Here is a 26,473-nt window from a genome sequence, read left to right on the forward strand (position 1 = left end):
CAGCGTTCCGCAGGAGAGTGAAGACAATGAAACGTGGACTTCCGGCTGTCTCGGCCGCGCTGGCGGCGCTGATGCTCGCGGGCTGCATGACTGCAGCCCCCGGCAGCGGCACCGCGACGGCCGCGCTGGCACCGCCGGTGCCGAAGGACGAGCGCTCGCACGGCACCTTCGAGCAGATGACCGGCATCAATGGCGATGCCGTCTCGGCGATCTCGGGCGATACCAAGCGCGCCTATATCTATTTCGATTTCTTCGCCGCCGACAAAACCGCGGTGAAAGCCGCGCCGGCGAAGCTCTGTGCCCATTACGGCAAGGGCCTGAAATCGTCCTTCGTCACCGAGCCGGGCGACCGCGAACCCGGCATCAAAGTTCTCGTGGTGGACTGCGCAGGCTGATCCGCCACCCCCGCCCCTCACCGGCCCCTCAGCCGTTTCCAAGGACAACCGTCATGAATGACCAATCCCCCAACGAACAGTTCGAAGCCTCGAGCTTCCTGCAAGGCGCGAACGCGGATTACGTCGAACAGCTCTATGCCCGTTTCGCCGCCGACCCGAGCTCGGTCGATACCGCCTGGGCCGCCTTCTTTGCCTCGCTCGGCGACAACGAGCTCGACGTGAAGAAATCGGCGCAGGGCCCGTCCTGGGCGCGCTCCGACTGGCCGCCGAGCCCGAATGACGACCTGACCGGCGCGCTGACCGGCGAATGGCCGATGGTGCCGGCGAAGGAAGCCAAGGCCGCCGGCGACAAGATCAAGGCGAAGGCCGCCGAGGCCGGCGTGCAGGTCTCCGAAGACGCGGTGAAGCGCGCCGTGCTCGACTCGGTGCGCGCGATCATGATCATCCGCGCCTATCGTATCCGCGGCCACCTGATCGCCGATCTCGACCCGCTGCACATGCGCGACGAGACCGCGCACCCCGAGCTCGACCCGAAGTCCTACGGCTTCACCGACGCCGACATGGACCGCCCGATCTTCATCGACAACGTGCTCGGCCTGCAGGTCGCGTCGATGCGGCAGATCATCGACGTGCTGAAGCGCACCTATTGCGGCACCTTCGCGCTGCAGTACATGCACATCTCGAACCCCGAGGAAGCCGGCTGGCTGAAGGAGCGGATCGAGGGCTACGGCAAGGAGATCCAGTTCACCCGGGAAGGCCGCCGCGCCATCCTGAACAAGCTGGTCGAGGCCGAGGGCTTCGAGAAGTTCCTGCACGTCAAGTACATGGGCACCAAGCGCTTCGGCCTTGACGGTGGCGAAGCGCTGATCCCGGCGATGGAACAGATCATCAAGCGCGGTGGCAACCTCGGCCTGAAAGAGGTCGTCTTCGGCATGCCGCACCGCGGCCGCCTGTCGGTGCTGGCCAACGTGATGATGAAGCCCTACCGGGCGATCTTCCACGAATTCCAGGGCGGCTCCTACAAGCCCGACGACGTCGACGGTTCGGGCGACGTGAAGTATCACCTCGGCGCCTCGGCCGACCGCACCTTCGACGAGCACACCGTCCACCTGTCGCTGACCGCCAACCCCTCGCACCTCGAGGCGGTGAACCCGGTCGCGCTTGGCAAGGTGCGCGCGAAGCAGGACCAGCTGAACGACACCGACCGCACCCAGGTGCTGGCGGTGCTGCTGCATGGCGACGCGGCCTTCGCCGGTCAGGGCGTGGTGGCGGAATGCTTCCAGCTTTCCGGCATCCGCGGCCACCGCACCGGCGGCACCATCCACATCGTGGTGAACAACCAGATCGGCTTCACCACGGCGCCGCACTTCTCGCGCTCCTCCCCCTATCCGACCGACATCGCGCTGATGGTGGAAGCCCCGATCTTCCACGTGAACGGCGACGATCCCGAGGCCGTGGTTCACGCCGCCAAGGTCGCGACCGAGTTCCGCCAGAAGTTCCACAAGGACGTGGTCATCGACATCTTCTGCTATCGCCGCTTCGGTCATAACGAAGGCGACGAGCCGATGTTCACCAACCCCGCGATGTACAAGAACATCAAGGGCCACAAGACCACGCTGCAGCTCTACACCGAGCGTCTCGTTGCCGACGGGCTGATCCCGGAAGGCGAGATCGAGGACATGAAGGCCGCCTTCCAGGCCAAGCTGAACGAGGAATTCGAGATCGGCAAGGCGTTCAAGCCGAACAAGGCCGACTGGCTCGACGGCCGCTGGAAGCATCTCGACCGGCAGAGCTCGGATTATGACGCGGGCGTCACCCCGATCTCGCCCGAGCAGCTGGCCGAGCTCGGCAAGGCGCTGACCTCGCACCCGGACAGCTTCGACATCCACAAGACCGTGGGGCGTCTGCTCGAGTCGAAGAAGAAGATGTTCGAGACCGGCACCGGCTTCGACTGGGCGACGGCCGAGGCGCTGGCCTTCGGCTCGCTGCTCACCGAGGGCTTTGCGGTGCGCCTGTCCGGGCAGGACTGCACCCGCGGCACCTTCTCGCAGCGCCATTCGGCCTTCATCGACCAGTCGACGGAAGAGCGCTACTACCCGCTGAACCACATCAAGCCGGGTCAGGCGCGTTACGAAGTGATCGACTCGATGCTGTCGGAATATGCGGTGCTCGGCTTCGAGTACGGCTATTCGCTGGCCGAGCCGAACTGCCTGACGCTGTGGGAAGCCCAGTTCGGCGACTTCGCCAACGGCGCGCAGATCATGTTCGACCAGTTCATCAACTCGGGCGAACGCAAGTGGCTGCGCATGTCGGGGCTCGTCTGCCTGCTGCCGCATGGCTTCGAGGGCCAGGGCCCCGAGCACAGCTCGGCCCGTCTCGAACGCTTCCTGCAGCTCTCGGCGGAAGACAACTGGATCGTGGCGAACTGCTCGACCCCGGCGAACTACTTCCACATCCTGCGCCGGCAGATCCACCGCAACTTCCGCAAGCCGCTGATCCTGATGACGCCGAAGTCGCTTCTGCGCCATCCGCTGTGCACCTCGAAGGCCGAGGAATTCACCACCGGCTCGTTCTTCCGCCGCGTGATGTGGGACGACGCCGACGTGCAGCAGAAGCACGGCAACTCGGAGTTCCGGGTGAAGCCGGACAGCGAGATCAAGCGCGTCGTGATCTGCTCGGGCAAGGTCTACTACGACCTGCTGGCCGAGCGCGACAAGCGCGGCCTCGAGGATGTCTACATCCTGCGTCTCGAACAGTTCTACCCGTTCCCGGCGCATTCGATGGTGACCGAGCTCAGCCGCTTCAAGGACGCCGAGGTGATCTGGTGCCAGGAAGAGCCGAAGAACCAGGGCGCCTGGACCTTCGTCGAGCCGAACATCGAGTGGGTGCTGTCGAAGATCGACGCCAAGCACTCGCGTCCGCGCTATGCCGGCCGCAACGCCTCGGCCTCGCCGGCCACGGGCCTTGCCAAGAGCCACAAGGCGGAGCAGGACGCGCTCGTCAACGACGCGCTGGAGGGCTGATCGATGGCCGAAGTCCGCGTCCCCACGCTTGGCGAGAGCGTCTCGGAAGCCACCGTCGCCACCTGGTTCAAGAAGCCGGGTGACACGGTCGCCGCCGACGAGATGCTGTGCGAGCTCGAGACCGACAAAGTGACCGTCGAGGTTCCGGCCCCCGCCGCGGGTGTGCTGGCCGAGATCGTCGCCGCCGAGGGCGAGACGGTGGGCGTGAATGCCCTTCTCGCCACGATCAACGAAGCGGGCGCCGCGGCGCCCGCCCCGCAACCCAAATCCGAAGGCGCGGCAGCCCCTCAGCCGGCCGCGCAACAGTCCAAAGAGGTCAAGATGACGGACGTGATGGTGCCCGCCCTGGGCGAGAGCGTGTCGGAAGCCACGGTTTCCACCTGGTTCAAGAAAGTGGGCGACACGGTCGCGCAGGACGAGATGCTGTGCGAGCTTGAAACCGACAAGGTCTCGGTCGAGGTTCCCTCGCCCGTCGCCGGCGTGCTGACCGAGATCGTCGCCCCCGAGGGCGCGACCGTCGCCGCCTCGGCGAAGCTTGCCGTCGTCGCCGAAGGCGCCGCCGGTGCGGTCGCCGCGCCTGCCGCCGCCGCTCCGGCCGCCGCCCCCGCCGCGGCCGCTGCGCCCGCCGGCAAGGATGTCGAGGACGCGCCCGCCGCGAAGAAGGCGATGGCCGAGGCCGGCCTCACCCCCTCGCAGGTCACCGGCACCGGCCGTGACGGCCGGATCATGAAGGAAGACGTTGCCGCGGCCGCCGCCAAGGCCGCCGCCGCTCCGGCCGTCTCCATCGCGCCCGCCCCGGCCTCGGCCCCGCGCGCCCCGGTCTCGTCGGACGACGCCGCCCGCGAGGAACGCGTGAAGATGACGCGCCTGCGCGCCACCATCGCGCGCCGCCTGAAGGACGCGCAGAACACCGCCGCGATGCTCACGACCTACAACGAGGTCGACATGTCGGGCATCATGGCGCTGCGCAACGAATACAAGGACGCGTTCGAGAAGAAGCACGGCGTGCGGATGGGCTTCATGTCCTTCTTCACCAAGGCCTGCTGCCACGCGCTGAAGGAAGTGCCGGAAGTCAACGCCGAGATCGACGGCGGCGACGTCGTCTACAAGCACTACGTCCACATGGGCGTGGCTGCGGGCACGCCCACGGGCCTCGTCGTTCCGGTGATCCGCGACGCCGACCAGATGTCGTTCGCCGACATCGAGAAGGCGATCGCCGAGAAGGGCAAGCGCGCCCGTGACGGCAAGCTGACCATGGCGGAAATGCAGGGCGGCACCTTCACGATCTCGAACGGCGGCGTCTACGGCTCGCTGATGTCCTCGCCGATCCTGAACCCGCCGCAGTCGGGCATCCTCGGCATGCACAAGATCCAGGATCGCCCGGTCGTGGTGAACGGCCAGATCGTGATCCGCCCGATGATGTATCTCGCGCTGAGCTACGATCACCGCATCGTCGACGGCAAGGGCGCGGTGACCTTCCTCGTCCGCGTCAAGGAAGCGCTGGAAGACCCGCGCCGCCTGCTGCTGGATCTGTGATCCGACACCGGGGCGGCGCGCGCGCCGCCCCTTCTTCCATTCCGGCCCCTTTTTCTTGGCGGAAATACTCCGGGGGGCACGGGGGGCGGCGCCCCCCGACACTGCCAAAGGATCGAAACCATGGCTGAATTTGATGTGATCGTGATCGGCGGCGGCCCGGGTGGCTATGTCTGCGCGATCCGCTGCGCCCAGCTGGGCCTCAAGACCGCCTGTGTCGAGGGCCGTGGCGCCCTTGGCGGCACCTGCCTGAACGTCGGCTGCATCCCCTCGAAGGCGCTGCTGAACGCCACGCACCACCTGCACGAGGTGCACGAGAACTTCGAGAAGATGGGCCTCACCGGCGCCAAGGTGAAGGTCGACTGGGCGAAGATGCAGTCCTACAAGCAGGACGTCATCGACGGCAACACCAAGGGCATCGAGTTCCTGTTCAAGAAGAACAAGGTGACCTACCTGCAGGGCTGGGGCTCGATCCCGGCGGCGGGTCAGGTGAAGGTCGGCGACGAGGTCCACTCGGCCAAGGCGATCGTGATCGCCACCGGCTCGGAACCGGCCTCGCTGCCGGGCATCGAGATCGACGAGGACACCGTCGTCACCTCGACCGGCGCGCTCTCGCTGCCGAAGATCCCGAAGTCGATGGTCGTCATCGGCGCCGGCGTCATCGGGCTCGAGATGGGTTCGGTCTATGCCCGCCTCGGCACCGAAGTGACCGTCGTCGAATATCTCGACGCGATCACCCCCGGCATGGACGGTGAAGTTGCCAAGAACTTCCAGAAGATCCTCACCAAGCAGGGGCTGAAGTTCGTCCTCGGCGCCGCGGTGCAGGGCGTCGAGAAGGGCAAGGGCAAGAACACCGTCACCTACAAGCTGCGCAAGGACGAGAGCGAAGCCGCGATCGAAGCCGAGGTGGTGCTCGTGGCGACCGGCCGCAAGCCCTACACCGCGGGTCTCGGCCTCGAGGCGATCGGCGTCGAGATGCTGCCGCGCGGTCAGGTGAAGACCGACGCGCATTGGGCGACCTCGGTGAAGGGCATCTACGCGATCGGCGACGCGATCGTCGGCCCGATGCTCGCCCACAAGGCCGAGGACGAGGGCATGGCGGTGGCCGAGGTGATCGCCGGCAAGCATGGCCACGTGAACTATGACGTGATCCCCGGCGTGATCTACACCACCCCCGAGGTGGCCTCGGTCGGCAAGACCGAAGAGGTGCTGAAGCAGGAAGGCCGCGCCTACAAGGTCGGCAAGTTCTCCTTCATGGGCAACGGCCGCGCCAAGGCGGTGTTCCAGTCGGAAGGCTTCGTGAAGCTGATCGTCGATGCGGGCACCGACCGCATCCTCGGCTGCCACATCATCGGGCCGTCGGCGGGCGAGCTGATCCACGAGATCTGCGTCGCGATGGAATTCGGCGCCTCGGCGCAGGATGTCGCGCTGACCTGCCACGCCCACCCGACCTTCTCGGAAGCGGTGCGCGAGGCGGCTCTGGCCTGTGGCGACGGCGCGATCCACGCCTGAGCCCCTCCGGCACGGATACGGAAAAGGGCGGCCCTCGGGCCGCCCTTCTTCATGCGAACGCCCCGGTCAACGGGGGATGCCGGACCGGGGCGCCGGTCCGAGCGGCGGCGGCTTCGGTTCCGTGAACGCCGCACGAACAGAGACGTTACGGCCCCGACCGCCGCTTCCGTCGCATCGTCCGCCCCCGCGCCGAAGGATTGCGCGGCTCACTCGCCCTCGCGCGCCGCCCGCTCGAGCCGCTCGGCGAATTCGCGGCGCAGCGACTTGCGCACCTCGGCCGCGCGCCAGCGGTGCTTTTCCAGCGCCCCCTGCGGCACCAGCGTCGGCACCTCGGCGGGCCGGCCCTCGTCATCGACCGCGACCATGGTGAAGTAACAGCTGTTGGTGTGGCGCCGCGTGCCCGAGGTGATGTTCTCCGCCTCGACCCGGATGCCGATCTCCATCGAGCTGCGCCCGGTATGGTTGACGGCGGCCGAGAACCGGACCAGCTCGCCCACATGGATCGGCTGCTTGAAGGTCACCTGATCGACCGAGAGCGTCACCGCATAGCGCCCCGAATATCGCGAGGCGAGCGAGAAGGCGACGCGGTCAAGCCAGTTCAACAGCGCCCCGCCATGCACCTTGCCCGAGAAATTCGCCATGTCCGGCGTCATCAGCACCGTCATCTCGAGCACCTTGCGCTCGTCGTCGGTCAGAGTCTGGTTCATCCGTGCCCCCGTTTTCGGGCCAGCATGACCCCGGGCGCGGAAAGGTCAATCCCCCTGCCCTGCCTGTGGCTCATTGCGCGAGGTGGCGCAGCCCCTGGGTCACGTCGGTGCGCACCGCAAGGCGCAGCCCCGGCTCGTCGCCCGCCCGCAGCGCGGCGAGGATCAGCCGGTGATGGCGCGGCGGCTCGTTGCGCTGCATCCGGCCATAGAGCGCGCGCATGGTCGGGCCGAGCTGCAGCCAGACGGTCTCGATCACCGCCAGCATCGCCGGCGCCTGCGCGCGCAGGTAAAGGGTGCGGTGGAACTCGAGATTGGTGCGGATGTAGCCCACGGCGTCATGCTTGGCGACCGCCTCGGCATTCGCGGTGTTGATCGCACCAAGCCGGTCGATCAGCGCAAGGTGGGCCCGCGGCAGGGCGCGCGAGGCCAGCTCCGGCTCGATCAGGGCGCGCAGCGCGGCAAGCTCCTCGATCCGCTCGTTCGAGAGCTCGGGCGTCGTCACCCGGCCCGACGAGGACAGCATCAGCGCGCCTTCGGCAATCAGCCGGCGCAGCGCTTCGCGCACCGGGGTCATCGAGACGTCGAATTGCTTGGCCAGCCCGCGCAGGGTCAATGCCTGGCCGGGGGCCAGTTCGCCATGCATGATCTGCAGCCGCAGCGTGCGATAGATCCGGTCATGCGCGGCGGTCTCGATCGGGCGGGTGGTGATCGTGGTCATGGGGCGTATGTGATCACGAATCCGCCCGGCGTCAATGCCGCGCCGTCAGTCGCGGAAGCGGATCGACTGCAACGCGCCGCCCTCGCGCTTCAGCCAGGCGCGGTGCGGGGCGTAATCGGGCATCAGCCGCGCCACCTCGGCCCAGAAGGCGGGCGAGTGGTTCATCTGCGCCAGATGCGCGACCTCATGCGCCGCGACATAGTCGAGCACCGCCGGCGGCGCCATGATCAGCCGCCAGGAATAGGAGAGCGACCCATCCGCCGCGCAGGAGCCCCAGCGCGAGCGTGTGTCGCGCAGGGTGATGCGGCGGAAGGGACGGCCCAGCACCTCGGCATGGCGCTCTGTCGCGGCCTGCAGGCGCAGCCGGGCGCAATGGCGCAGGAAGGTCTCGAGCCGCGTCGCCAGCCGGTCCTCGCCCGGCGGCACGATCAGCCGCCCGGGTTCGAGCCGCGGCGCGCGCACCGTCCCCGCCTCGATCCGCCGCTCCTCGCCCTCGACCGGCAGGGTGGCACCAAAGGCCGGGCGGCGCAGCGCCGGCATCGCGGCCAGCGTGCGGCGCAGCCACTCGCCATGGCCCTGCGCGAAGGCGAGCGCCTCGGCGAGCGGCGCGCGGGTCGGCAGGGTCAGCACCACCTGCCCATCGAGTCGCGACACCCGCAGGCTGAACCGCCGCGCCCGGGCCGAGCGGCGCAGCGTGACGGCGACGCCGGGCAGGTCAGGCAGGGTGAATCGGCTTGAATCCATCGGTCATCCGGGGCTTCGGGGCAGTTCACGGCGAGCGATCGCCCCCGCGGCGCAGAAAGCGCGGAAAAGGCTTTGACACCCCCCCGCATGTATGGCAGTTGGCTGCGACTCTGTGCGAAAGAGCTTGCCAGGAGACTTCCATGCCGAAAGAGGAATGGGGCGTCAAGCGCCTCTGCCCGCATTGCGCGAGCCGCTTTTACGACCTGCAAAAAGATCCGATGACCTGCCCGGTCTGCGGAAACAGCTTCTCGAGCGAAAGCCTGACCTCGAGCGGCCGCGGCCGCGTTCTGGTCGCCGACAAGGCCTCGCCGCGCGAACATGATCTCGAGGTCGACGATCTGCCCGACGAGGATCTGGACGAAGACGCGAGCGACGTCGATCTCGACGACGATCTGCTCGAGGACGACGAGGACGACAACGTCTCGCTCGACGATATCGCCGACGTCGGCAGCAGCGACGAAGAGAACTGATCCCTCCCCTTGTGGAGCGGAGGCAGGGCGCGGGCATCCCGCGCCCTTTTGCTTTGCGCGCCCTCCCCCGCCGGGTCTGCCGGGCATGAAAAAGCCCCGGGCGCGGGCGCGACCGGGGCAGTGGGGGAAGAGGGGTGTGGGCTCAGCCCTTCACGATCAGCCGATAGCGCAGCTGGTCGAAGATCACCGCGAGGATCAGCAAGAGCCCGATCAGCACCATCTGCATGTAGGAGCTGATCTGCGCGAGGTTCATGCCGTTCTGCACCAGGATGATGAAGAAGGCGCCGAGGACGACGTTCTCGACCCGGCCGATGCCCCCGCGCAGCGACACGCCGGCGATGACGCAGGCGGCGATCGATTCCATCGCGATGGTGCCGCCGAGGTTCGCCTCGCCGCTTTCGACGCGGGCGGTCAGCAGCAGCCCGGTCAGCGCCGCGATCAGCGCGCACAGGCCATAGACGAGGATCAGCACGCCGCGGGTGTTGATCGCCGACAGATGCGCCGCCTTGATGTTGCCGCCGACCGCATAGACGCGGGCGCCGGCCCGGGTGCGCGCCATGAAGAGCCACATCGCGGCAATCGCGACGAGCGCGATCGCCACCGGCACCGGCAGCCCCAGCACCTTGCCGAAGCCGAAGGTGTCGCCGAAGGCGAAGGGCAGGCCCGAGACCGGCACGCCGCCGGTCAGGAACAGCGCAAAACCGGTGCCGACCGAGGACACGCCGAGCGTCATGATGAAGGGCGAGACGTCGAAAAGGGCAACGCCGATGCCGTTGATCGCGCCGACGACCAGCGCCACGGCAAAGCCAGCGAGCGCGCCAAGCGCGATCACCAGCCAGACCGCATCGGGGAAGACCGGCGCCAGCGCCGTCATCACCAGTGCCGAAACGACCGAGGAGAGCGCGATCACCGTGCCCACCGACAGGTCGAAGCCGCCCGAGATCAGCACCAGCATCTGCCCGAGCGAGACGAGCACCAGATAGACCGACTGCCGCGCGACGTTCATCAGGTTCTGCGGCGTCAGGAAGTTCGGCGACAGCACGGCGAAGATCACCATCGCCGCGATCAGGAAGAACGGCAGCACGCCGAGTTTGACGAAGATGCGCAGCGGCAGGGCCAGCAGTCCGCGCGCGGGATGGGCCTGCGTCATGCGAGGTCTCCTTGCAGTTCGGGGGCAACGGTTGCGGCGCCGGGATCGGCACCGTCGAAGAAATGGCGCAAGATCGCGTCCTCGCTCAGCTCTTCACGTTCGAGCCGGGCGGTGATGCGGCCATTCGCCAGAACGAGCGCGCGATGCGCGAGGTTCATCACCTCGGGCAGGTCGGAGGAGATCACCACCACCGCCTTGCCGGCCTCGGCGAGTTCCGCAATCAGCCGGTAGAGCGCGGCGCGGGTGCCCATGTCGACACCGACGGTGGGCTCGTCGAAGATGTACAGATCGGCGTCATGGCCGAAGGCCTTGCCGAACAGAACCTTCTGCTGGTTCCCGCCCGAAAGCTTGGCGACGGTGCGGGGGCGATAGGCCTCGGGCAGCTCGACATGGCCGAAGATCTGCGCGGCGCGGCGACGCAGGGCGGCAAGGCTCAGCACCGGGCCGCCGTCCAGCATCAGGTCCATGCGCAGGTTGCCAAAGGGGGTTTCCGCCAGGATCAGCCCCTCGTGCTTGCGGTCGGGCGACAGATACCACGCGCCCGCCTTCACCACCCGCCGGGTGGGGGCACGGGTGATGTCCTGCCCCTTGAAGCGCACCTTGCCCGCAAGCGTCGGCGCAAGCCCCATCACCGCACGGAAGAGACGCGACTTGCCGGAGCCGACGAGCCCCGCCACGCCCAGCACCTCGCCACGGCGCAGGGTGAAGGAGGCGTCGAAGACGCCCGGGGCGGCAAGCCCCTCGACCTCCAGCACCACCGCGCCGGGAGTGCGGGCGATCTCGGGATAGATGTCGCGGATCTCGCGCCCGGCCATCATGTCGACCAGCGCCTCTTCGCTCATCTCGGCCATCGGCGCGGTGCCGATCTTGGCGCCGTCACGCAGCACGGTGACGCGCTCGGCGATGCGTTCGAACTCGTGCACGCGGTGCGAGATGTAGACGATGCCCACGCCCTCGGCCTTCAGCCGTTTCACCACGTCGAACAGCTGGTCGACCTCGCGATCGGTCAGCGAGGCGGTGGGTTCGTCGAGGATCAGCACCGACAGCGCACCCTGCATCGCCTTGGCGATCTCGACCATCTGCTGTTGCGCCCGCGACAGCCGCGCGACGGTGGCGCCCGGGTCGATCGCGAAGCCGAGTTCGGCCAGCGTGGCGGCGGCGCGGCGGCGCATCTCGCCCGGCGCCAGGAAGGGGCCGGGCCCCGGTTCGTGGCCCAGGAACATGTTCTGCGCCACGGTCATCGTCGGGATCAGCGAGAATTCCTGAAACACGGTGTAGATGCCCTGCGCCTGCGCATCGGCGACCGAGGCAAAGCGCACCGGCACGCCGCGCACGCGGATCTCGCCCTCGGTCGGCGTGTTCGCACCGGCGAGCAGGGAGATCATCGTCGACTTGCCCGCGCCATTCTCGCCGAAGAGCACGTGCACCTCGCCGGGCAGCAGGGTGAAATCGACCGCGTTGAGGGCGAGAACGCCGGGATAGGCCTTGGTCAGGCCCCGGGTCTCGAGAAGGGGAGAGGTCATCGGCAACGCTCCGGTTGGAAAGGCGCCCCGGCACGGGCCGGGACGCCGTGGGAGATCAGTTGACCGAGAACACGGGCTGGAAGCCCTCGGGCGGCAGAACCGCCTCGCGCGGGGTGTTGGCCAGGTTGTCCTTGGTGATGACGAAGATCTTCGGGCCGACGTGCTTGACGTAGGGCTTGCCCTCGAGGATGCGCACCGCCTGGTCGACCGCGATGCGGCCCTGGATGACCATCGAATCCGCCGGCGCCGCCTCGATGAAGCCGCGCTGGATGCCCGAATAGACGCCCGGCGTCAGGTAGAAGGACAGCAGCCCGACCTTGTCGGTCAGCCCGCGCTCGCGCAGCAGGCCCTGCGCCGCCTCGGCGGTGACCGCGGTGCCGGCGATGTAGTTCACATCGGGGTTCGCCTGCAGCACGTCCTCGACCAGCTTCAGCTGCGCTTCCTTGCCGGTGTCGCCATAGCGCGGCTCGAGCACCTTCACCGCCGAGCCCTTGACCGCTTCCATGAAGCCGGTGTTCGCCGCCTCGACCCAGCCGGCGCCGGCCGGGCCCGGGAACCAGCCCACGGTGACCTCGGTGCTGCCCGCCGGGTGCTTCTCGGCCAGATACTTGCCGGTCTCGTGGCCCATGGTCCAGAACGAGACCAGCGACTTCGCCGAGATGTCGGGCGAGGACATGCCGTTCACCACGTCGATCACCGGCACGCCCTTGGCGGCGGCTTCCTTCACCACCGAGTTCAGCCCGTCATAGGAGATCGCGCCGATGATCACCGCCTGCGCGCCGCCGGCGACGCAATCCTCGATCTGGCTGATCTGCTTGGCAAGCTCGGTATAGCCGCCGGCCTCGACCACGTTCAGCTTCACGCCCTGACGCTTCGCCTCTTCGGTGACGCCATAGTCGACGCCGAGCCAGTAGGCGTCCTTCATGTGCGGGAAGGCGACGCAGATGTTCCAGGGCTTGTCGGCCTTCGGCAGCGCCTCGTAGCTGATCGGCGCGGAGGTGCCGTCGGTCGAGAAGGCGGGGGTCACCTCCTCGGCCGGATAGGGGAACCAGTCACCGGCGAAGGCCGGCACCGCAAGGGTCGTCGCGCCAAGCAGCGCAAGGGCAAGACGGGCATGTTTCATCGTTCAGAGACCTCTCTGTTTTTGTGGGATCGGTCGCGGTTGATCCGCGTTTCTTCGGGTAGTGTGGGTGAGTGGTGGTCGTGGTGGTGGCGGCGCGCCGCGGGCCCTCAGGCCAGCGCGGCACGCAGCTTTGCAAGACGGTCGCGGCGGGCGGCGCGGGCCGCGAGCGCCTCTTCCATCGTCACCTCGGTGAAGCGCACCTTGGTGTTCGGCTGCAGCTGTCCGATCAGGTCCATGTCGGCCGAGATCACCGCGCCAAGGGTGAAGTAGCCGCCGCCCGAGACCGCGTCGCGGTGCAGAACGATCGGCTCCTGTCCGCCCGGCACCTGGATCGAGCCGTAGGAATAGCAGCCGTCGACGATGTTCGACGGGTCCGAGCCCGCGCCGAAGGGCTGTTCGCGGTCTACGAATTCCATCGGCGCACCGCCGCGGAAGCGATAGCCCATGCGGTCGGCCTCGGGCGCCACGACCCATTCGTCGGCGAAGAAGCGCGCCTGGCAGGCCGGCGTCAGCCGGTGCCAGTAGAGCCCGGTCAGCACCCGCAGCGAGACCGGCACCGAGACCGGGGCCAGCAGGCCGCGATCAAGGCTGCGCTCGGTCATCGTCGTGGCCTCGCCCACCGGCACCACGTCGCCCGCCGCGATGGCGCGGCCGTCGATGCCGCCAAGCGCGCCGATCGGATAGGTCGAACGGCTGCCAAGCGCGAGCGGCGTCGCGATGCCGCCGCCGAAGGCGATGTAGATCCGCGCGCCGGCCTTGAGGAAGCCGAAGCGCAGGGTCTGGCCGGCCTTCACCACGAAGGCACTCCAGCCCTCGCGCGGTTCGCCATCGACGAAGATCGGCATCTCGGCGCCGGTGACGGCCACCAGCGTGTCGGCGTCGAAGGTCAGCTCCGGCCCCATGAACACCGCCTCGAGCCCGGCCGCGCCCTCGTCATTGCCAACGAGCATGTTCGCCACGCGCAGCGCAAAGCGGTCCATCGCGCCGCCCTCGGGAATGCCGAGGTGGAAATAGCCCGGACGGCCAAGGTCCTGCACCGTCGTCGAGAGCCCGGGTTTGACGACCTTAAATGCCATTGAGGGCCTCCATCAGGTTCGCGTTGGTGCCGGCGATGTCGGCGTTGAAGGCGTCGAGATCGAAGGTGACGGGGGCGATGCGCGGCGTGTAGGTGCCGGCGGCCACCGCGGCCTCGATCCGCTCGTATTCGGCGCGGTCGACGGGCTTCCATTTCACGATGTCGCCCGGACGGAAGAAGACCATGAAGTCCTTCAGGTAGGACACCGTCTGCGTCGGGTCGTAGATCGGCATCGGAGTGATGCCGAAGAGCTGATAGCCGCCCGCGCCGCGCACCGAATAGATGCAGGCAAAGCAGCCGCCGATGCCGACCGAGAGCTTCGGCGTGTCGGTGCGCGGGCGCAGGTATTTCGGCACCTGGATCTGCTTTTCGCGCTCGACGAGCTGATAGAGGAAGGGCAGGCCCGCGACGAAGCCGACCATCGACACGAACCAGGGCTGCGAGTGGAAGGCCTCGAGGAAGGCCTCGACGCTGTCATAGCCGTTGATCCGCGCCGCATAGTCGAGATCCGATCCGGTCGGGTCCTGGTGCCGCTCGCGGAAGCGCATCAGCGTCTCGTGCGTCCAGGGGTCCTGGAAATAGACCGGGATCTCGATGATCCGGGTCTCGAGCCGCTTGTCCGAGACCTCGGCCTTGTGCTCGAGCTCCTTGATCCGCGCCATGATCTCCTCGGGGGCGATCACGTCGGGGTCGAAGCGCACCTCGAAGGAGGCGTTCGCCGGGCAGATCTCGGTCACGCCGGGGATCTCGGCCTCGGCCACCGCATTGCGCAGCGAGAGCGCGATGAAGAAGGCCTCGAGCGACATCTCCTCGTCGATCTCGACATAGACGTGCTCGTCGCCGCCGAAGGAATACCTTGTCTTCACGGTCTCTCTCCTATGCTGCGGTGGGGGCGGTCAGGTTCCCGGCGGCAAGCCAGGGTTCCAGCCATTGGGTGTGGAAGTCGCCCGCGCGCACGCCCGCATCGGCGGCCAGCGCCAGGTGCAGCGGGATCGTCGTCTTCAGCCCGCCGATCTCGATGCCGGTGAGGGTGTCGGCCATCAGGTCGATCGCCGCGGCGCGGTCCTCGGCCCAGACGATCAGCTTGCCCAGAAGCGAATCGTAGAAGGGCGGGATCTGATAGCCCTCGTAGAGGAAGTGGTCGAAGCGCACGCCCTCGCCCACCGGGATGGTCAGCGCGGTGACCTTGCCCGGGAACGGCAGGAACTGCAGGAACGGGTCCTCGGCGTTCAGCCGGACCTCGATCGCGTGGCCGGTGCAGGTGATCTGCTCCTGCGTCAGCGGCAGCGGCTCGCCGCCCGCGATGCGCAGCATCAGCGCCACGAGGTCGAGCCCCGTCACCATCTCGGTCACCGGATGTTCCACCTGGATGCGGGTGTTCATCTCGATGAAGTAGAACCGGTCCGCCGCGCCGTCATAGAGATATTCGATGGTGCCCGCGCCGCGGTAGTTCACCGCCTGCGCCAGTGCCACGGCACTGTCGCACAGCGCCTTGCGGGTGGCCTCGGGCAGACCGAAGGCCGGCGCCTCTTCCCAGACCTTCTGCCGGCGGCGTTGCAGCGAGCATTCGCGCTCATAGCAGTGCACGGCCGCACCGGTGCCGTCGCCGAGGATCTGCACCTCGATGTGGCGCGGATTGAGGATCACCTTCTCGAGGTAGAGCCCGCCATCGCCGAAGGCGGCCTCGGCCTCGGCGCGCGCCTGCGGCGCGAGACGGGCGAGTTCCTCGGCCGAGGTGGCGATGCGGATGCCGCGCCCGCCACCGCCCGCCGCGGCCTTGATCATCACCGGATAGCCGATGCCCTCGGCGATCGCCACGGCCTCGGCCGCCTCGATCCGCCCGTCCGAACCCGGCACCGTCGGCACGCCGGCAGCCTTCGCCGCGATCTTCGCTGCGACCTTGTCGCCCATCCGGTCGATCGTCTCGGCCGTCGGGCCGACAAAGACCATGCCCGCCGCCTCGACCGCGCGGGCGAACTCGGCGTTCTCGGCGAGGAAGCCATAGCCCGGATGCACGGCGTCACAGCCCGCATCCTTCGCAGCGGCGACCACCGCCGCGATGTTCAGATAGGATTTCGACGCCTGCGCGGGGCCGACGCAGACCGCGCCATCGGCCAGCTGCACGGCCAGCATCCCGGCGTCGGCCTCGGAATGGGCCTGCACCGTCTCGATGCCCAGCGATTTCGCGGCGCGGATGATGCGCACGGCGATCTCGCCCCGGTTCGCGATGAAGAGTTTGCGGATCGCCATCGGATCAGTCCAGCTTCGCCAGGGTTTCGCCCGCGCTGACCGGCGTCGCATCGGCCGCGACATAGCCCGCGAAGGTGCCGGCCGCCTCGGCCTTCACCTCGATGAAGGTCTTCATCACCTCGATCAGGCCGATGGTGTCCTCGGCCGCGACCGCCTCGCCCGCCGCCTTGAACGGCGCCGCGTCCGGCGAGGGCTTGTGGTAGAAGGTGCCGGGAAGGGGCGAAAGAATATCGGTCATGGCTCTCTCCTGTCAGATCAGTCTTGTTTGAGCACCAGCGCCGCGGGGGCGATGGTGATGCCGTTTTCGAGCAGCGTGGTCTTGATCGCGCGGCCGATCTCGACCGCGCCGGGGGTGTCGGAATGGAAGCAGATCGACTCGAACTCGACCCGGATCTCCTTGCCGTCCACCGTCTCGACGGTGTTGTCGAGACAGGCGCGCAGGCATTTCTCGGCGAGTTTCACCGGATCGGGCGGCGCGACGCGGCGCTGGAACACGATCGAGCCGCTCGCATCATAGTCGCGGTCGGCGTAGAACTCGCGCACCACCGGCTGGCCGAGCCGCTGCGCGACCTCGCAGGTGTGCGAGATGTCCATGCAGAACAGGGCCAGCTCGGGCGCCGTGCGCTGCAGCGTCTCGACCAGATGGCGCGACAGGTCCTCGTTCGCCGCGGCCTCCATGTAGAGCGCGCCATGCGGCTTCACATGCTGAAGCGCGATGCCATAGCGCCGGCCGAATTCGCGCAGGGCGCCGATCTGGTAGAGGATGTCGTTCACCAGCTCCTCGGAGGTGGCGCGGATGTAGCGTCGGCCGAAGCCCACGAGGTCGCGATAGCCCGGGTGCGCGCCCAGCCCGACCGAGTGTTGCTGACACAGCTTCACCACCCGGTTCATCAGCGTCGGGTCACCGGCGTGAAAGCCCGTCGCCACATTCGCCGAGGAGATGACTTCCATCAGCTCCTCGTCGGGCGCGCCCATCGTCCAGTGGCCGAAGCCTTCTCCAAGGTCACAGTTGAGGTCGACGATCTTCGGCATGTCCAGGTCCACGTAACATTTGCATGAACAGGTTTCCCGAAGAATCGCATCATGTAAAATTCAAAGATATGTCTTTTTCATTTCTGTTTTTCAGATAAACAGGTGATCGGGAGCCCACCGCAAACTTCCAATATTCCTTGGATTGCTTGGCATTTGAGCAATTCGTTAACACGGATCTTCGGAAGATGTGATGGGCAGCATCTGAATATCAGAACAGGTCATCATGAACTTCCGGCAGATCAAGTATTTCGTCGCCACCGCCGAGACCGGTCAGGTCAGCCGCGCCGCGAACGCGCTGTCGATCTCGCAATCGGCGGTGACCACGGCGATCCGCGAACTCGAGACCGAGATCGGCACCGAGCTGTTCACCCGCACCGCGCACGGGATGGAGATGACGCAATCGGGGCGCGAGCTTCTGGCGCTGAGCTACGAGATCCTGACCAAGATCGACGAGGCGGTGAACATCCGCGAGCGGGCAAGCGGCACCACCGGGCGGATCCTCGTCGCCACGACCTATACCGTGATCGGCTATTTCCTGCCCTATCACCTCGACCGCATCGCGCGGATGCACCCCAATCTCGACATCCAGGTGCACGAGCTGAACCGCGAAAGCGTCGAGGAAGGGCTGCTTGCGAACCGCTTCGACATCGCGATCGTGCTGACCTCGAACATCTCGAACCCCGAGCTCGAGACCGACACCCTGTTGCGCTCGACCCGGCGGCTGTGGGTGCCGCAGGGCCACCGCCTCGCCGACCGCCGCAAGGTGCAGTTCAGCGAGATCTCGGAAGAGGATTACATCATGCTGACGGTGGACGAGGCGGCGAACACCACGATGAAATACTGGACCTTCGGCTCGACCCCGCCGCGGGTGAAGATGCGCACCTCGTCGATCGAGGCGGTGCGCTCGATGGTGGCGAACGGCCAGGGGGTGACGGTGCTCTCCGACATGGTCTATCGCCCCTGGTCGCTCGAGGGGCGGCGGATCGTGACGGTCGAGACCGACCCGGTCGTGCCCTCGATGGACGTGGGGCTTGCCTGGCGCCGCGGCACCGAGATGACGCCCGCGACGCAGGTGCTCTACACCTACTTCCGACAGGCCTTCAACACGCCGCAGATCTGAGCTCAGGCGGGGAGGCGGTCGGCCTCGGTCAGGAACAGAACCTCGACCCCCAGGCGACCGGCCAGCGCCCGCCCCGCCGCCTCTCCGAGCACCATCAGGGCGCTGGCGACGGCATCGGCCCGCATGCAGGTCTCGGCCAGCACGGTGACCGAGGCCGGGCCGCCCAGCACCGGCGCGCCGCGGCGCGGGTCCATGGTATGCGAGAGCTGCCGGCCGCCGACCTCGACCCGGTGGCGATAGTCGCCCGAGGTGGCGATGGCGATGTCATGCAGCTCGAACACCGAATGCACGGCGCGGAGCGCGGGGTCGGGGCGTTCGACCGCCACCGCCCAGCCCCGGCCGTCGGGCTGGGTCCCGATGCCGCGCAGCTCGCCATCGATCACGGCAAGCGCGCGGGTGATGCCATGCGCGCCCAGCACCTCGACCAGCGCATCGACGCCATAGCCCTTGGCGATGCCGCTGAGGTCCAGCGTCATCTCGGCGCGCTTGCAGGCGGTGCCGGCGGCGCGGTCAAGCTCGAGCCCCTCGAAGCTCGGCCGCCGCGGGCGGGCCATCGCGGCGCGGATCGCGGCCGGGTCGGCCGGCGCCGGGCCAAAGCCCCAGGCCGCGACCGCATCGCCCATGGCGATCTCGAAGGCGCCGCCCGACAGCCGGCCGATTTCCAGCGCCTCGGCCAGCACCGTCATCAGCCGCGCGGGCAGCGGCACCGCGACATCAAGCGGCGCCGCGTTGAGTCGCATCAGGTCGCTCTCGGGCCGCCAGGTCGACATCTGCGCGTCGACCTCGTCCACCGCCTGTTGCAGCGCGGCCGCGAGAGGGGCGAGGTCTGCCCCCTCGGGCGCATAGAGCACCACCGACCAGCGCGTGCCCATCGTCGAGCCGCTCAGCGCGCGGCGGGGCAGATCAGAAGACGTCTTCGGCATAGCGTCCCTCTTCCTTCAACAGTGCAAGGCTCTTGCCCTGCCCTTCCAGGATCGCGGAGAGCGCGTCGCGCACCCCTGCGGCCATCTCGCGTCCGCCACAGACCAGCACCTGCGCGCCCGCGGCCAGAAGCGCACCGACCTGCGCCGCCTCGGCACCGATGCGGTCCTGCACATGCTCGCGCCGGCCCGCGCGGGAGAAGGCGGCGCTCAGCCCCGACAGGCGGCCATCGGCGCGCCAGGCGGTCAGGTCTTCCTCGTAGAGGAAATCGCTCTCGGGGGTGCGGGCGCCGAACCACAGATGCACCGGGCGGTGGCGGCGGTTCGCGCGGACAAAGCCCGCAAGCGGCGCGATGCCCGCCCCCGCCCCCACCAGGATCAGCGGCTTGCGCCCCTTCGCCGGGTGGAAGGCCGGATTGCGGCGCAGGAAGGCGGTGACCGTCGCCCCGGGGGCCAGCGCGGTCAGCTGACCCGAGCAGAGCCCGCCCGGCTGCCGGCGCACGCAGATCTCGACGAAGCCGTCGCGCGCGCCCGAGGCCAGCGAATAGAAGCGCGGCAGGTCCGAGCCCTCGGGCAGCACACCGAGCAGGTCGCCCGCCTCGAAGCGGGCAAAGCCCTGCCCGGTCAGCCGCTGCCACAGACCAGGCTTCGGCAGAGCGAAGCGCAGGATCGCCGCCGGGGCCTGGACCTCGGCGCCATAGTCGCGGCGCGAGATCAGGCGCAGCGCCTCGCCCTGCGGCACCTGCGGCAGATGCGCGAGGTCAAGCGGATGCCCCAGCACATCGCCCAGATCGCGGCCCCAGCGGGCGAAGTCCTGCGGCGACTGGCGGTTGACGGTGCCAAGGGGCATCAGCTCGGCCCAGCCGATGGCGCGGGCGGCCTCGGTCAGGTCCTGCGCATAGGCGCAGAACTCGGGGAAGCTGCGATCGCCGAAGCCGAGCACGGCCAAGGGCGCGGCGGGTGGCGTCTTCAGCGCGCGGATGCGGGCCAGAACGCCACGGGCGGCGGCAGGAGATTCCCCCTCGCCATAGGTCGCGGCAAGAATGAGGAAGCGCTTCGCCTTGCCATAGCGCGCCGGATCGAAGGCGCTGAGGGGTGCGGCGTGCACGCTGTGGCCGGCCTGCGCCAGCGCGTCGCGCAGGGTGCGGGCAAAGCCCCAGGTCGTGCCACCTTCCGAGGCGACGAGCAGGATGGTCTCGGCACTGCCCGAGGCGACATTGCCCGGCAGGCGCACGCCCGAGCGGCGGGTGCGCAGCCATTGCACCGCCCCGGTGACGGCAAGCGTCGGCACGCTCAGCGCCATCAGGCCAAGGATCAGGCCAAGCGTTGCCGCGCCGCGGCCGGTGTGCAGCATCTCGACAATCGCGCTCGCGCGTTCCCACGCGCTCGGCAGGGCCGAGGACAGCACGGCGCCGGTGCCCGCGTCGATCAGCGCGGTGCCGCCCGCGGCACTCAGGGTGAAGACGTCGGTCGGGTCCTGCGACGAGGGGAAGGAGAGGTCGCGCAGATCGGCGACCGGGGTTTCGGCCAGCAGCGGGATCTGCGCGGGGGCCAGCCGGGGCAGCCCCGCCGTCGCCACCGCCGGCGCCGGATCGACCGCCTCGTCAGGCAGAAGCGAGAAGGTCGAGGCGGTCATCCACAGCGCGGTGAGCGAGGACAGCAGCAGCCCGCCCACGGCAAAGCGGGCCAGCTCGACATGCACGCGCCCGGGCCAGGGCCCGCGGGTGCGGCCGAACCAGCGCCGCCAGCCGCCCATCCGCCGCGCCACCAGCGCCGCGCCCGACAGCGTCAGCACCGCCATCGCCGCCGCGCCCGCCGCCATCACCAGCCGCCCGGTGTCGCCAAGGAACAGCGAGCGGTGCAGGTTGGTCAGCCACAGCTCGACCGACGAGGGGTCGGCGCTGACCGCATCCGCCCCCGTCGCCGGGTCGATCACCGCGCTGCCGGGCGTGCCCGCATCGAACCACCAGGCGGTGATCCGACCCGAGGGCGCGCGGCGGATCTGCTCGAGCCCGGGATGGGCCGCCTCGACCTGTGCCGCCAGTTCGGCGACGCTCAGCCCCGCCGGCGCCTGCGGCGCCCTCGCCCGCTCGAGCGCGGGAAAGACCGAAAGCGCCGCGCCGCTGAGGGCGAGGACAAGGACGAGCAGCGCGGCAATCAGGCCGGGCCAACGGTGGATCGAGCGCAGCACGGGCGGGCCCTCCGGATCAGAAGCTGACGGTCAGCGTGTCGATGTAGCTGCGCCCCTGCGCCGGCTTGCCGACGATGTCCGAGGTCAGCGGCAGCACCACCTCGTTCGGGCTTTCGCGCATGTCCTCGACCGCGGCATCGACGTGGAGCACATAGCCCGCATCGAAGAGCGCGTCCTGAAGGTCGAGCGTGATCTTCAGCGAGCGGCCGGCACCGACCGAGGCGCCGGTGATGCCGTCGACCTGCGCGGTGTCGCCGCCGGTCGCGGCCTGCCAGCCGGTGAGGTGGCGATAATACTTGGCCTTGCCGCCCGCCATCCACAGGCTGCCGACATAGCCGCCCTTCGCATCGGTGACATAGAAGGCCAGATAGGCGCCGTCGCCGCCGTAATTGCGCATCTGCGTGGTGAAGGTGACGGGCTTGGCCTGGGCGAGCGCCGGAACGGCGGTCAGCGCGGTGGTCAGGGCGAGTGCGGTGAGCAGGTGTTTCATTCTCTCTCTCCTCGGATCAGTTCGTCTGCACCGCGGGCTTCGCGCCCGGGGCGAAAAGCCCGTTCGCGGGCGGCGCCGAGGTGCCGGCAGGCGCCGGACCACGGCTGGTGCAGCCCGGGGTCCCCGGCGCACAGCCGCGGCCCTCGTCATCGTCATCATCGTCGTCGTCATCGTGACCGCGACGGCCGAAGATCCAGCCCTCGCCCTCGTCATCATCGTCATCCTCGGCAAGGCGCATCGGTGCCGGGGCAGCCGGGCTGGCGGCGGCCGGGGCGGCGGCGGCATCGGTCGCACCGCCGGAGACGACCACGGCCGAGCGCACGAGCGGGCCAAGCGGCGACGCCGCAGCGGGGGCGGCGGGCGTCACCTCGGGCACGGGCGCCGCGGAAAGCGCGCCGACGACGCTCGTGGTGATCGCGGTGGTCAGGGCAAGCAGGGCAAGAACGGATTTCATCGGGGGTCCTTCGTGTCTGGTATCTGTCGCATGGTGTCGCGCCCGAAGCTGAGCGCGGGCTGAAGCGGCGGGACTTTCCGCTTCAGCGGGCTGTCAGGTCGGGCGCGCCGGTCGAACAAGGGACAAGCCCGGCGCGCCCGCTCCCGGGGGGACGATTCCCGGGAGCCGGGCCGGAAAACCGGCCCTGAAATCGGGGTCAGTCGCCGTGGCCGTGATCGTCGTCCTCCTCCTCGACCTCGCCCTTCAGCACCACGAGCGTCGCCGGATCGAGCTTCATCTCGACCGCGCGGCCCTGGGCATCGCGCGCATCGAGCTCGTAGCAGCCATCGTCGATCTTGATGCGCCGCACCGTCAGCCCCTGCGCCTCGGCCAGTGCCTGCACCGCGGCGCGCGGCTGCCAGTCGGCCATCGGCACGCGGCAATGGAGCTCGCCGGCAAAGGCCCCTCCCGGCGCAGCGACAAGCAAGAGCGCAGGCAGCGCCAGACGGGACAGCGGGCGAGAGAATGACGACATCGGCTCCTCCGGTTTCGGTTGCACCTCTCATGCCGCGCGAATCTGACGCGAGCCTGAACCTGCCCCCGATCGAGGTTCAGCTTGCCGTCAGCTTCGCGCGGAATAAGCTGGCCACGCTGCCGGAGAAGCCCATGCGCATTCTGCTGATCGAGGACGACGAGGTGCTGGGCGCCGCGGTGCGCGACCAGATCGCGGCCGACGGCCATCCCGTCGACTGGGTGACGCGGCTCGACGCAGCGCGCGACGCGATGGCAGTGGCGGTCTACGACCTGATCCTGCTCGACCTGATGCTGCCCGACGGGCTGGGCCTTGGCTTCCTGCGCGCGCTGCGCGGGCGCGGCGATGCCACCCCCGTCATCATCCTGACCGCGCTCGATCAGGTGTCGGACCGCATCGACGGGCTGAATGCCGGCGCCGACGACTATCTGGTGAAACCCTTCGACCTCGCCGAGCTGTCCGCCCGCATCGGCTCGGTCGCGCGCCGCTATGCCGGCAACCCGAACCCGATCATCACCCTCGGCCCGCTCGAGATCGACCTTGCCGCCCGCGCCGTGCGGCGCGACGGCAAGCCGGTGTCGCTCACCGCGCGCGAATGGGCCCTCTTCGAGGCCTTCCTCGCCCGCCCCGGCCAGCTGCTGTCGAAACCCGCGCTGGAAGAGCGGCTCTATTCCTTCGACGACGAGGTCGAAAGCAACACCGTCGAGGTCCATGTCAGCCGGCTGCGCAAGAAACTGGGCGCGGGCGTGATCGAGACCGAGCGCGGCCTCGGCTATCGGCTGGGCCGGGGATGAGGGCGCCACATTCCCTGCAGCTGCGCCTTGGCCTTGCCGTGGGCGCGGTGGTCACGGCGCTCTGGGCCGCGGGGGCGCTCACCACCGCGCAGCTCCTGCGCCGCGAGATGAACGAGGTCTTCGATTCGATGCTCGAGGAGACGGCGCAGCGCGTGCTGCCGCTTGCCGTGACCGAGATCCTCGGCCGCGAGGGGGCGACGGGGCCCCAGACCGTACCGGTGATCCGCGCTCATGAAGAGCAGTTCACCTATGTCGTGCGTGATGCTTCGGGCGCGGTCTTGCTGCAATCGCACGTGGCAGACCCCGCCGCTTTCCCGCCCTATGCCGGGCCGGGTTTCTCCGACACGCCGCAGCTGCGGATCTATTCGGACGAGGCACTGCGCGGCAGCGTGACGATCTCGGTGGGCGAGCCGGTCGCGCATCGGGCCCGCCTTGCGGGCAAGGTGCAGATGGGGCTGCTCGCCCCACTCGCGCTGATGGTGCCGCTGTCTCTGGGCGCGATTGCGCTGGTGCTGCGGCTTGGCTTTGCGCCGCTGCGCCGGTTCCGGCTGCGGCTGGCGCGGCTCGGCGCGGCCGACCTTTCGGCGGTGGAAACGCGCGACCTGCCGGCCGAGGTGCAACCGCTCGCGGAAACCCTGAACGCGCTGCTCGCCAGGCTCGATGCCGCCTTCCAGGCCGAGCGCAGCTTCACCGCCAATGCCGCCCATGAGTTGCGCACGCCGCTTGCCGGCGCCATCGCCCAGGTGCAGCGGCTGCGCGCCGAAAGCACCGACCCCGCCACCACCGCCCGCGCCGCCGAGATCGAGGCCGGGCTGAAGCGGCTGACGCGGCTCTCCGAGGGGCTGATGCAGCTTGCCCGCGCCGAGGGCGGCAAGCTGCGCACCGGCGCGCCGCGCGACCTGCGCCTGGTCGCCCGGCTGATGGCCGAGGACACGGCACGGCTTGCCGGCGCGGCCCCGGTGACGCTCGATCTGCCCGCGGCGCCGGTGCTCTCCGACCTCGACCCCGACATCTTCGGCATCCTCGTGCGCAACCTCGTCGAGAACGCGCTGCGCCACGGCACACCCGGCGCGCCGGTGACCGCAAGGCTTGCGCCCGATGCGACGCTCTCGGTCGAGAACGACTGCGCCCCGGTGCCCGCCGAGACCCTCGCCCGGCTCGGCACGCGATTCGAGCGCGCCCCCGGCGCCGGCAAGGGCAGCGGGCTCGGCCTTGCCATCGTGCGCGCGATCGTCACCCGCTCCGGCGGGCGACTGGATCTCGCCTCTCCCCTTCCGGGCCGCGACCGCGGCTTTTCGGTGACCGTCACCCTGCCGCCCTCCCAGCCCGGCTGACCCATTCCCCTTTTCAACCCAGCGACACCGCGAGGCACCCATGTCCCCCCTTCCCTACCAGTCGGCCCACGAGGAGCTGCATTTCATCAACCGCTCCGGCTGGCTGCGCGCCGCCGTGCTTGGCGCCAATGACGGCATCGTCTCCGTCGCCTCTCTGATCGTCGGCGTGGCCGCCGCCGATCCCTCGCCCACGGCGGTGCTGATCGCCGGCGGCGCCGGCCTTGCCGCCGGCGCGATGTCGATGGCGGCGGGCGAATATGTCTCGGTCTCCTCGCAATCCGACATCGAACGCGCCGATATCGCGCGCGAGACCGCGGCGCTGCGCGACACCCCCGAGGAAGAGGAGCGCGAGCTCGCCTCGATCTTCGAAAGCCGCGGACTGAGCCAGGCCACCGCCGCGCTGGTGGCGCGCGAGCTGACCGAGAAGGACGCGCTCGGCGCCCATGTGCGCGAGGAACTGGGCCTGTCCGAGGTGCATGCCGCGAACCCGCTGCAGGCGGCGCTGGCGTCCGGCCTGACCTTCTCGGTCGCGGCGGCGATGCCGCTGATCGCCGCGGTGCTGGCGCCCGCGGGCCAGGTGATTCCGGTGGTGGTCGGCGCAACGCTCGTCTGCCTTGCGCTTCTGGGCGCGCTTGGCGCCCAGGCCGGCGGCGCCCCGAAGCTGCCCGCGACGCTGCGCGTGCTGTTCTGGGGCGCGGCCGCAATGGCGATCACCGCGGGCGTCGGGCGGATCTTCGGGGTGAGTGTCTGAGCCCTTTCGAGGGGGGCGCGGAGGGGTGCGGAAAATTTTGCCGGGAAACGCAAAATTCCTCTTGCGCCCATCCGCGCCCCCCCATATACGACGCCCTACGCAAGGCGCTGAACCAGCGCACTGCGGACCTCACGGTGGGGCCATAGCTCAGTTGGGAGAGCGCTTGAATGGCATTCAAGAGGTCAGGGGTTCGACTCCCCTTGGCTCCACCAAAATTCTCTTGAAAAGTGACAGATAGTTCTGCTTGTCATGTCAGAAGATTTGCCTCTGCCGAGCAGACCGGCGCTGTTTTCCCTGCGAAATTCATGCAGCTTTGATCCGCGCCCGTGGCGTGTTGATCGCTTTGCAGCGCTTTCCCCTGTCAAACCCGAGGACGGCCCATGAGCGACCATTTCTTTGTCGTGACGGGCGGCCTTGGGTCGCGGGCAAGACCAGCCTGATCACCGAGCTCGCCCGCCGCGGTTTCCAAACAATTGTATCGACCCAGCGGAATCTGCTCAGTTTAAGCCGCTAATCTGAATGCCTCGGCAGGTGTGCGCATGGCAAGGGCCTGATGAGGGCGGCGGTTGTTGTAGAAGCTGATCCAGTCACCGATGACGCGGGTCGCGTGCTGGATGCTCTCGAAGCGATGGCGATGAACGCATTGCTCCTTG

The 26,473-nt window shown here is 68.7% G+C and carries 26 protein-coding genes and 1 tRNA gene; 10 read left to right on the forward strand and 17 right to left on the reverse strand.

Translation table 11 applies throughout. The features are described from left to right. The first annotated feature begins 26 nt into the window (after positions 1–26). The 4 genes from DYS74_RS11530 to lpdA all read left to right on the forward strand — a co-directional run bounded on the left by DYS74_RS11530 (position 27) and on the right by lpdA (position 6,463). The gene (locus DYS74_RS11530; protein ID WP_121533847.1) at positions 27–395 is read left to right on the forward strand and encodes a hypothetical protein; all 369 of its coding nucleotides are present in this window, start codon (positions 27–29) and stop codon (positions 393–395) included. Between the two features lie 53 nt (positions 396–448). Next, positions 449–3,418, forward strand: coding sequence for a 2-oxoglutarate dehydrogenase E1 component (locus DYS74_RS11535; RefSeq protein ID WP_121533848.1), 2,970 nt, complete (start codon positions 449–451; stop codon positions 3,416–3,418). A 3-nt stretch (positions 3,419–3,421) separates the two neighbouring features. Next, positions 3,422–4,954, forward strand: coding sequence for a 2-oxoglutarate dehydrogenase complex dihydrolipoyllysine-residue succinyltransferase (odhB, locus tag DYS74_RS11540; RefSeq protein ID WP_121533849.1), 1,533 nt, complete (start codon positions 3,422–3,424; stop codon positions 4,952–4,954). Between the two features lie 120 nt (positions 4,955–5,074). Continuing rightward, a complete protein-coding gene (gene lpdA, locus DYS74_RS11545; protein ID WP_121533850.1) occupies positions 5,075–6,463 on the forward strand; it encodes a dihydrolipoyl dehydrogenase in 1,389 nt (462 codons plus the stop codon). A gap of 206 nt (positions 6,464–6,669) precedes the next feature. On the opposite strand, the gene DYS74_RS11550 is transcribed toward lpdA, so the two are convergent. From DYS74_RS11550 to DYS74_RS11560, 3 genes are all read right to left on the reverse strand, one after another. Then, positions 6,670–7,170: an acyl-CoA thioesterase gene (locus DYS74_RS11550; protein ID WP_121533851.1), complete on the reverse strand. Its 501-nt coding sequence runs from the start codon at positions 7,168–7,170 to the stop codon at positions 6,670–6,672. A gap of 70 nt (positions 7,171–7,240) precedes the next feature. Continuing rightward, on the reverse strand, positions 7,241–7,888 hold the full coding sequence (locus DYS74_RS11555; RefSeq protein WP_121533852.1) for a GntR family transcriptional regulator: 648 nt from the start codon (positions 7,886–7,888) through the stop codon (positions 7,241–7,243). 45 nt (positions 7,889–7,933) lie between these two features. Continuing rightward, positions 7,934–8,632: a M48 family metallopeptidase gene (locus DYS74_RS11560; protein ID WP_121533853.1), complete on the reverse strand. Its 699-nt coding sequence runs from the start codon at positions 8,630–8,632 to the stop codon at positions 7,934–7,936. Positions 8,633–8,772: 140 nt separating this feature from the next. On the opposite strand from DYS74_RS11560, the gene DYS74_RS11565 reads away from it, so the two are divergent. After that, positions 8,773–9,102 carry a TIGR02300 family protein gene (locus DYS74_RS11565; RefSeq protein WP_121533854.1) on the forward strand — a complete coding sequence of 110 codons (330 nt, stop codon included), beginning with the start codon at positions 8,773–8,775 and terminating at the stop codon, positions 9,100–9,102. Between the two features lie 142 nt (positions 9,103–9,244). On the opposite strand, the gene DYS74_RS11570 is transcribed toward DYS74_RS11565, so the two are convergent. The 8 genes from DYS74_RS11570 to DYS74_RS11605 all read right to left on the reverse strand — a co-directional run bounded on the left by DYS74_RS11570 (position 9,245) and on the right by DYS74_RS11605 (position 17,255). Continuing rightward, positions 9,245–10,252, reverse strand: a complete 1,008-nt coding sequence (locus tag DYS74_RS11570) for an ABC transporter permease (protein WP_121533855.1) — start codon at positions 10,250–10,252, stop codon at positions 9,245–9,247. Then, a complete protein-coding gene (locus tag DYS74_RS11575; protein WP_121533856.1) occupies positions 10,249–11,775 on the reverse strand; it encodes a sugar ABC transporter ATP-binding protein in 1,527 nt (508 codons plus the stop codon). Before DYS74_RS11575 ends, DYS74_RS11570 begins: the two co-directional genes overlap by 4 nt. Positions 11,776–11,830: 55 nt before the next feature. After that, positions 11,831–12,898, reverse strand: coding sequence for a TMAO reductase system periplasmic protein TorT (torT, locus tag DYS74_RS11580; protein ID WP_121533857.1), 1,068 nt, complete (start codon positions 12,896–12,898; stop codon positions 11,831–11,833). A 107-nt stretch (positions 12,899–13,005) separates the two neighbouring features. Further along, complete coding sequence (locus DYS74_RS11585) at positions 13,006–13,974, reverse strand: 5-oxoprolinase subunit C family protein (protein WP_121533858.1); 969 nt, start codon at positions 13,972–13,974, stop codon at positions 13,006–13,008. Continuing rightward, a complete protein-coding gene (locus tag DYS74_RS11590; protein WP_121533859.1) occupies positions 13,964–14,839 on the reverse strand; it encodes a 5-oxoprolinase subunit B family protein in 876 nt (291 codons plus the stop codon). Before DYS74_RS11590 ends, DYS74_RS11585 begins: the two co-directional genes overlap by 11 nt. Before the next feature lie 10 nt (positions 14,840–14,849). Next, complete coding sequence (locus DYS74_RS11595; RefSeq protein ID WP_121533860.1) at positions 14,850–16,223, reverse strand: acetyl-CoA carboxylase biotin carboxylase subunit; 1,374 nt, start codon at positions 16,221–16,223, stop codon at positions 14,850–14,852. Between the two features lie 4 nt (positions 16,224–16,227). After that, a complete protein-coding gene (locus DYS74_RS11600) occupies positions 16,228–16,461 on the reverse strand; it encodes an acetyl-CoA carboxylase (RefSeq protein ID WP_121533861.1) in 234 nt (77 codons plus the stop codon). Between the two features lie 17 nt (positions 16,462–16,478). Further along, complete coding sequence (locus DYS74_RS11605; RefSeq protein ID WP_121533862.1) at positions 16,479–17,255, reverse strand: 5-oxoprolinase subunit PxpA; 777 nt, start codon at positions 17,253–17,255, stop codon at positions 16,479–16,481. Positions 17,256–17,478: 223 nt separating this feature from the next. Here DYS74_RS11605 and DYS74_RS11610 point away from each other — a divergent pair, with 223 nt between their 5' ends. Further along, positions 17,479–18,375: a LysR family transcriptional regulator gene (locus DYS74_RS11610; protein ID WP_121533863.1), complete on the forward strand. Its 897-nt coding sequence runs from the start codon at positions 17,479–17,481 to the stop codon at positions 18,373–18,375. A 2-nt stretch (positions 18,376–18,377) separates the two neighbouring features. Here DYS74_RS11610 and DYS74_RS11615 read toward each other — a convergent pair whose 3' ends face one another. From DYS74_RS11615 to DYS74_RS11635, 5 genes are all read right to left on the reverse strand, one after another. After that, on the reverse strand, positions 18,378–19,298 hold the full coding sequence (locus DYS74_RS11615; protein WP_121533864.1) for an FAD:protein FMN transferase: 921 nt from the start codon (positions 19,296–19,298) through the stop codon (positions 18,378–18,380). Beyond that, positions 19,279–21,486 carry a PepSY domain-containing protein gene (locus DYS74_RS11620; RefSeq protein WP_121533865.1) on the reverse strand — a complete coding sequence of 736 codons (2,208 nt, stop codon included), beginning with the start codon at positions 21,484–21,486 and terminating at the stop codon, positions 19,279–19,281. The genes DYS74_RS11615 and DYS74_RS11620 overlap by 20 nt, the downstream gene beginning before the upstream one ends. Before the next feature lie 16 nt (positions 21,487–21,502). Further along, entirely contained in the window at positions 21,503–21,976 is a 474-nt protein-coding gene (locus tag DYS74_RS11625) for a DUF2271 domain-containing protein (RefSeq protein WP_121533866.1), read from the reverse strand. Between the two features lie 16 nt (positions 21,977–21,992). Next, positions 21,993–22,430: a hypothetical protein gene (locus DYS74_RS11630; RefSeq protein WP_121533867.1), complete on the reverse strand. Its 438-nt coding sequence runs from the start codon at positions 22,428–22,430 to the stop codon at positions 21,993–21,995. A gap of 196 nt (positions 22,431–22,626) precedes the next feature. Continuing rightward, complete coding sequence (locus DYS74_RS11635; RefSeq protein ID WP_121533868.1) at positions 22,627–22,944, reverse strand: PepSY domain-containing protein; 318 nt, start codon at positions 22,942–22,944, stop codon at positions 22,627–22,629. Positions 22,945–23,075: 131 nt separating this feature from the next. Here DYS74_RS11635 and DYS74_RS11640 point away from each other — a divergent pair, with 131 nt between their 5' ends. From DYS74_RS11640 to DYS74_RS11655, 4 genes are all read left to right on the forward strand, one after another. After that, on the forward strand, positions 23,076–23,735 hold the full coding sequence (locus tag DYS74_RS11640; RefSeq protein WP_121533874.1) for a response regulator transcription factor: 660 nt from the start codon (positions 23,076–23,078) through the stop codon (positions 23,733–23,735). Beyond that, positions 23,732–25,069, forward strand: coding sequence for an ATP-binding protein (locus DYS74_RS11645; protein ID WP_121533869.1), 1,338 nt, complete (start codon positions 23,732–23,734; stop codon positions 25,067–25,069). The genes DYS74_RS11640 and DYS74_RS11645 overlap by 4 nt, the downstream gene beginning before the upstream one ends. Before the next feature lie 40 nt (positions 25,070–25,109). Then, positions 25,110–25,820 (forward strand): VIT1/CCC1 transporter family protein, encoded by a 711-nt coding sequence (locus DYS74_RS11650; protein ID WP_121533870.1) that lies wholly within the window; start codon positions 25,110–25,112, stop codon positions 25,818–25,820. Positions 25,821–25,956: 136 nt separating this feature from the next. Then, positions 25,957–26,032, forward strand: a tRNA-Ala gene (locus DYS74_RS11655). 290 nt (positions 26,033–26,322) lie between these two features. Here DYS74_RS11655 and DYS74_RS19065 read toward each other — a convergent pair. Further along, positions 26,323–26,473 (reverse strand): integrase core domain-containing protein (locus DYS74_RS19065; RefSeq protein WP_147435480.1); only part of this gene is annotated, 151 nt, incomplete at its 5' end.

Source organism: Paenirhodobacter hankyongi (genome assembly GCF_003664585.1).
In the GTDB taxonomy this organism is placed as follows: domain Bacteria; phylum Pseudomonadota; class Alphaproteobacteria; order Rhodobacterales; family Rhodobacteraceae; genus Rhodobacter; species Rhodobacter hankyongi.

What these genes read in the sequence shown, in the direction of transcription:
- DYS74_RS11640 (WP_121533874.1), top strand. Translation starts at nt 23,076, where the DNA reads ATGCGCATTCTGCTGATCGAGGACGACGAGGTGCTGGGCGCCGCGGTG.
- DYS74_RS11555 (WP_121533852.1), bottom strand. Translation starts at nt 7,888, where the DNA reads ATGACCACGATCACCACCCGCCCGATCGAGACCGCCGCGCATGACCGG.
- DYS74_RS11610 (WP_121533863.1), top strand. Translation starts at nt 17,479, where the DNA reads ATGAACTTCCGGCAGATCAAGTATTTCGTCGCCACCGCCGAGACCGGT.
- DYS74_RS11600 (WP_121533861.1), bottom strand. Translation starts at nt 16,461, where the DNA reads ATGACCGATATTCTTTCGCCCCTTCCCGGCACCTTCTACCACAAGCCC.
- DYS74_RS11535 (WP_121533848.1), top strand. Translation starts at nt 449, where the DNA reads ATGAATGACCAATCCCCCAACGAACAGTTCGAAGCCTCGAGCTTCCTG.
- torT (WP_121533857.1), bottom strand. Translation starts at nt 12,898, where the DNA reads ATGAAACATGCCCGTCTTGCCCTTGCGCTGCTTGGCGCGACGACCCTT.
- DYS74_RS11630 (WP_121533867.1), bottom strand. Translation starts at nt 22,430, where the DNA reads ATGAAATCCGTTCTTGCCCTGCTTGCCCTGACCACCGCGATCACCACG.
- odhB (WP_121533849.1), top strand. Translation starts at nt 3,422, where the DNA reads ATGGCCGAAGTCCGCGTCCCCACGCTTGGCGAGAGCGTCTCGGAAGCC.
- DYS74_RS11595 (WP_121533860.1), bottom strand. Translation starts at nt 16,223, where the DNA reads ATGGCGATCCGCAAACTCTTCATCGCGAACCGGGGCGAGATCGCCGTG.
- DYS74_RS11550 (WP_121533851.1), bottom strand. Translation starts at nt 7,170, where the DNA reads ATGAACCAGACTCTGACCGACGACGAGCGCAAGGTGCTCGAGATGACG.
- DYS74_RS11575 (WP_121533856.1), bottom strand. Translation starts at nt 11,775, where the DNA reads ATGACCTCTCCCCTTCTCGAGACCCGGGGCCTGACCAAGGCCTATCCC.
- DYS74_RS11650 (WP_121533870.1), top strand. Translation starts at nt 25,110, where the DNA reads ATGTCCCCCCTTCCCTACCAGTCGGCCCACGAGGAGCTGCATTTCATC.
- DYS74_RS11635 (WP_121533868.1), bottom strand. Translation starts at nt 22,944, where the DNA reads ATGTCGTCATTCTCTCGCCCGCTGTCCCGTCTGGCGCTGCCTGCGCTC.
- DYS74_RS11625 (WP_121533866.1), bottom strand. Translation starts at nt 21,976, where the DNA reads ATGAAACACCTGCTCACCGCACTCGCCCTGACCACCGCGCTGACCGCC.
- DYS74_RS11530 (WP_121533847.1), top strand. Translation starts at nt 27, where the DNA reads ATGAAACGTGGACTTCCGGCTGTCTCGGCCGCGCTGGCGGCGCTGATG.
- DYS74_RS11570 (WP_121533855.1), bottom strand. Translation starts at nt 10,252, where the DNA reads ATGACGCAGGCCCATCCCGCGCGCGGACTGCTGGCCCTGCCGCTGCGC.
- DYS74_RS11560 (WP_121533853.1), bottom strand. Translation starts at nt 8,632, where the DNA reads ATGGATTCAAGCCGATTCACCCTGCCTGACCTGCCCGGCGTCGCCGTC.
- DYS74_RS11645 (WP_121533869.1), top strand. Translation starts at nt 23,732, where the DNA reads ATGAGGGCGCCACATTCCCTGCAGCTGCGCCTTGGCCTTGCCGTGGGC.
- DYS74_RS11585 (WP_121533858.1), bottom strand. Translation starts at nt 13,974, where the DNA reads ATGGCATTTAAGGTCGTCAAACCCGGGCTCTCGACGACGGTGCAGGAC.
- DYS74_RS11615 (WP_121533864.1), bottom strand. Translation starts at nt 19,298, where the DNA reads ATGCCGAAGACGTCTTCTGATCTGCCCCGCCGCGCGCTGAGCGGCTCG.
- DYS74_RS11605 (WP_121533862.1), bottom strand. Translation starts at nt 17,255, where the DNA reads ATGCCGAAGATCGTCGACCTCAACTGTGACCTTGGAGAAGGCTTCGGC.
- lpdA (WP_121533850.1), top strand. Translation starts at nt 5,075, where the DNA reads ATGGCTGAATTTGATGTGATCGTGATCGGCGGCGGCCCGGGTGGCTAT.
- DYS74_RS11565 (WP_121533854.1), top strand. Translation starts at nt 8,773, where the DNA reads ATGCCGAAAGAGGAATGGGGCGTCAAGCGCCTCTGCCCGCATTGCGCG.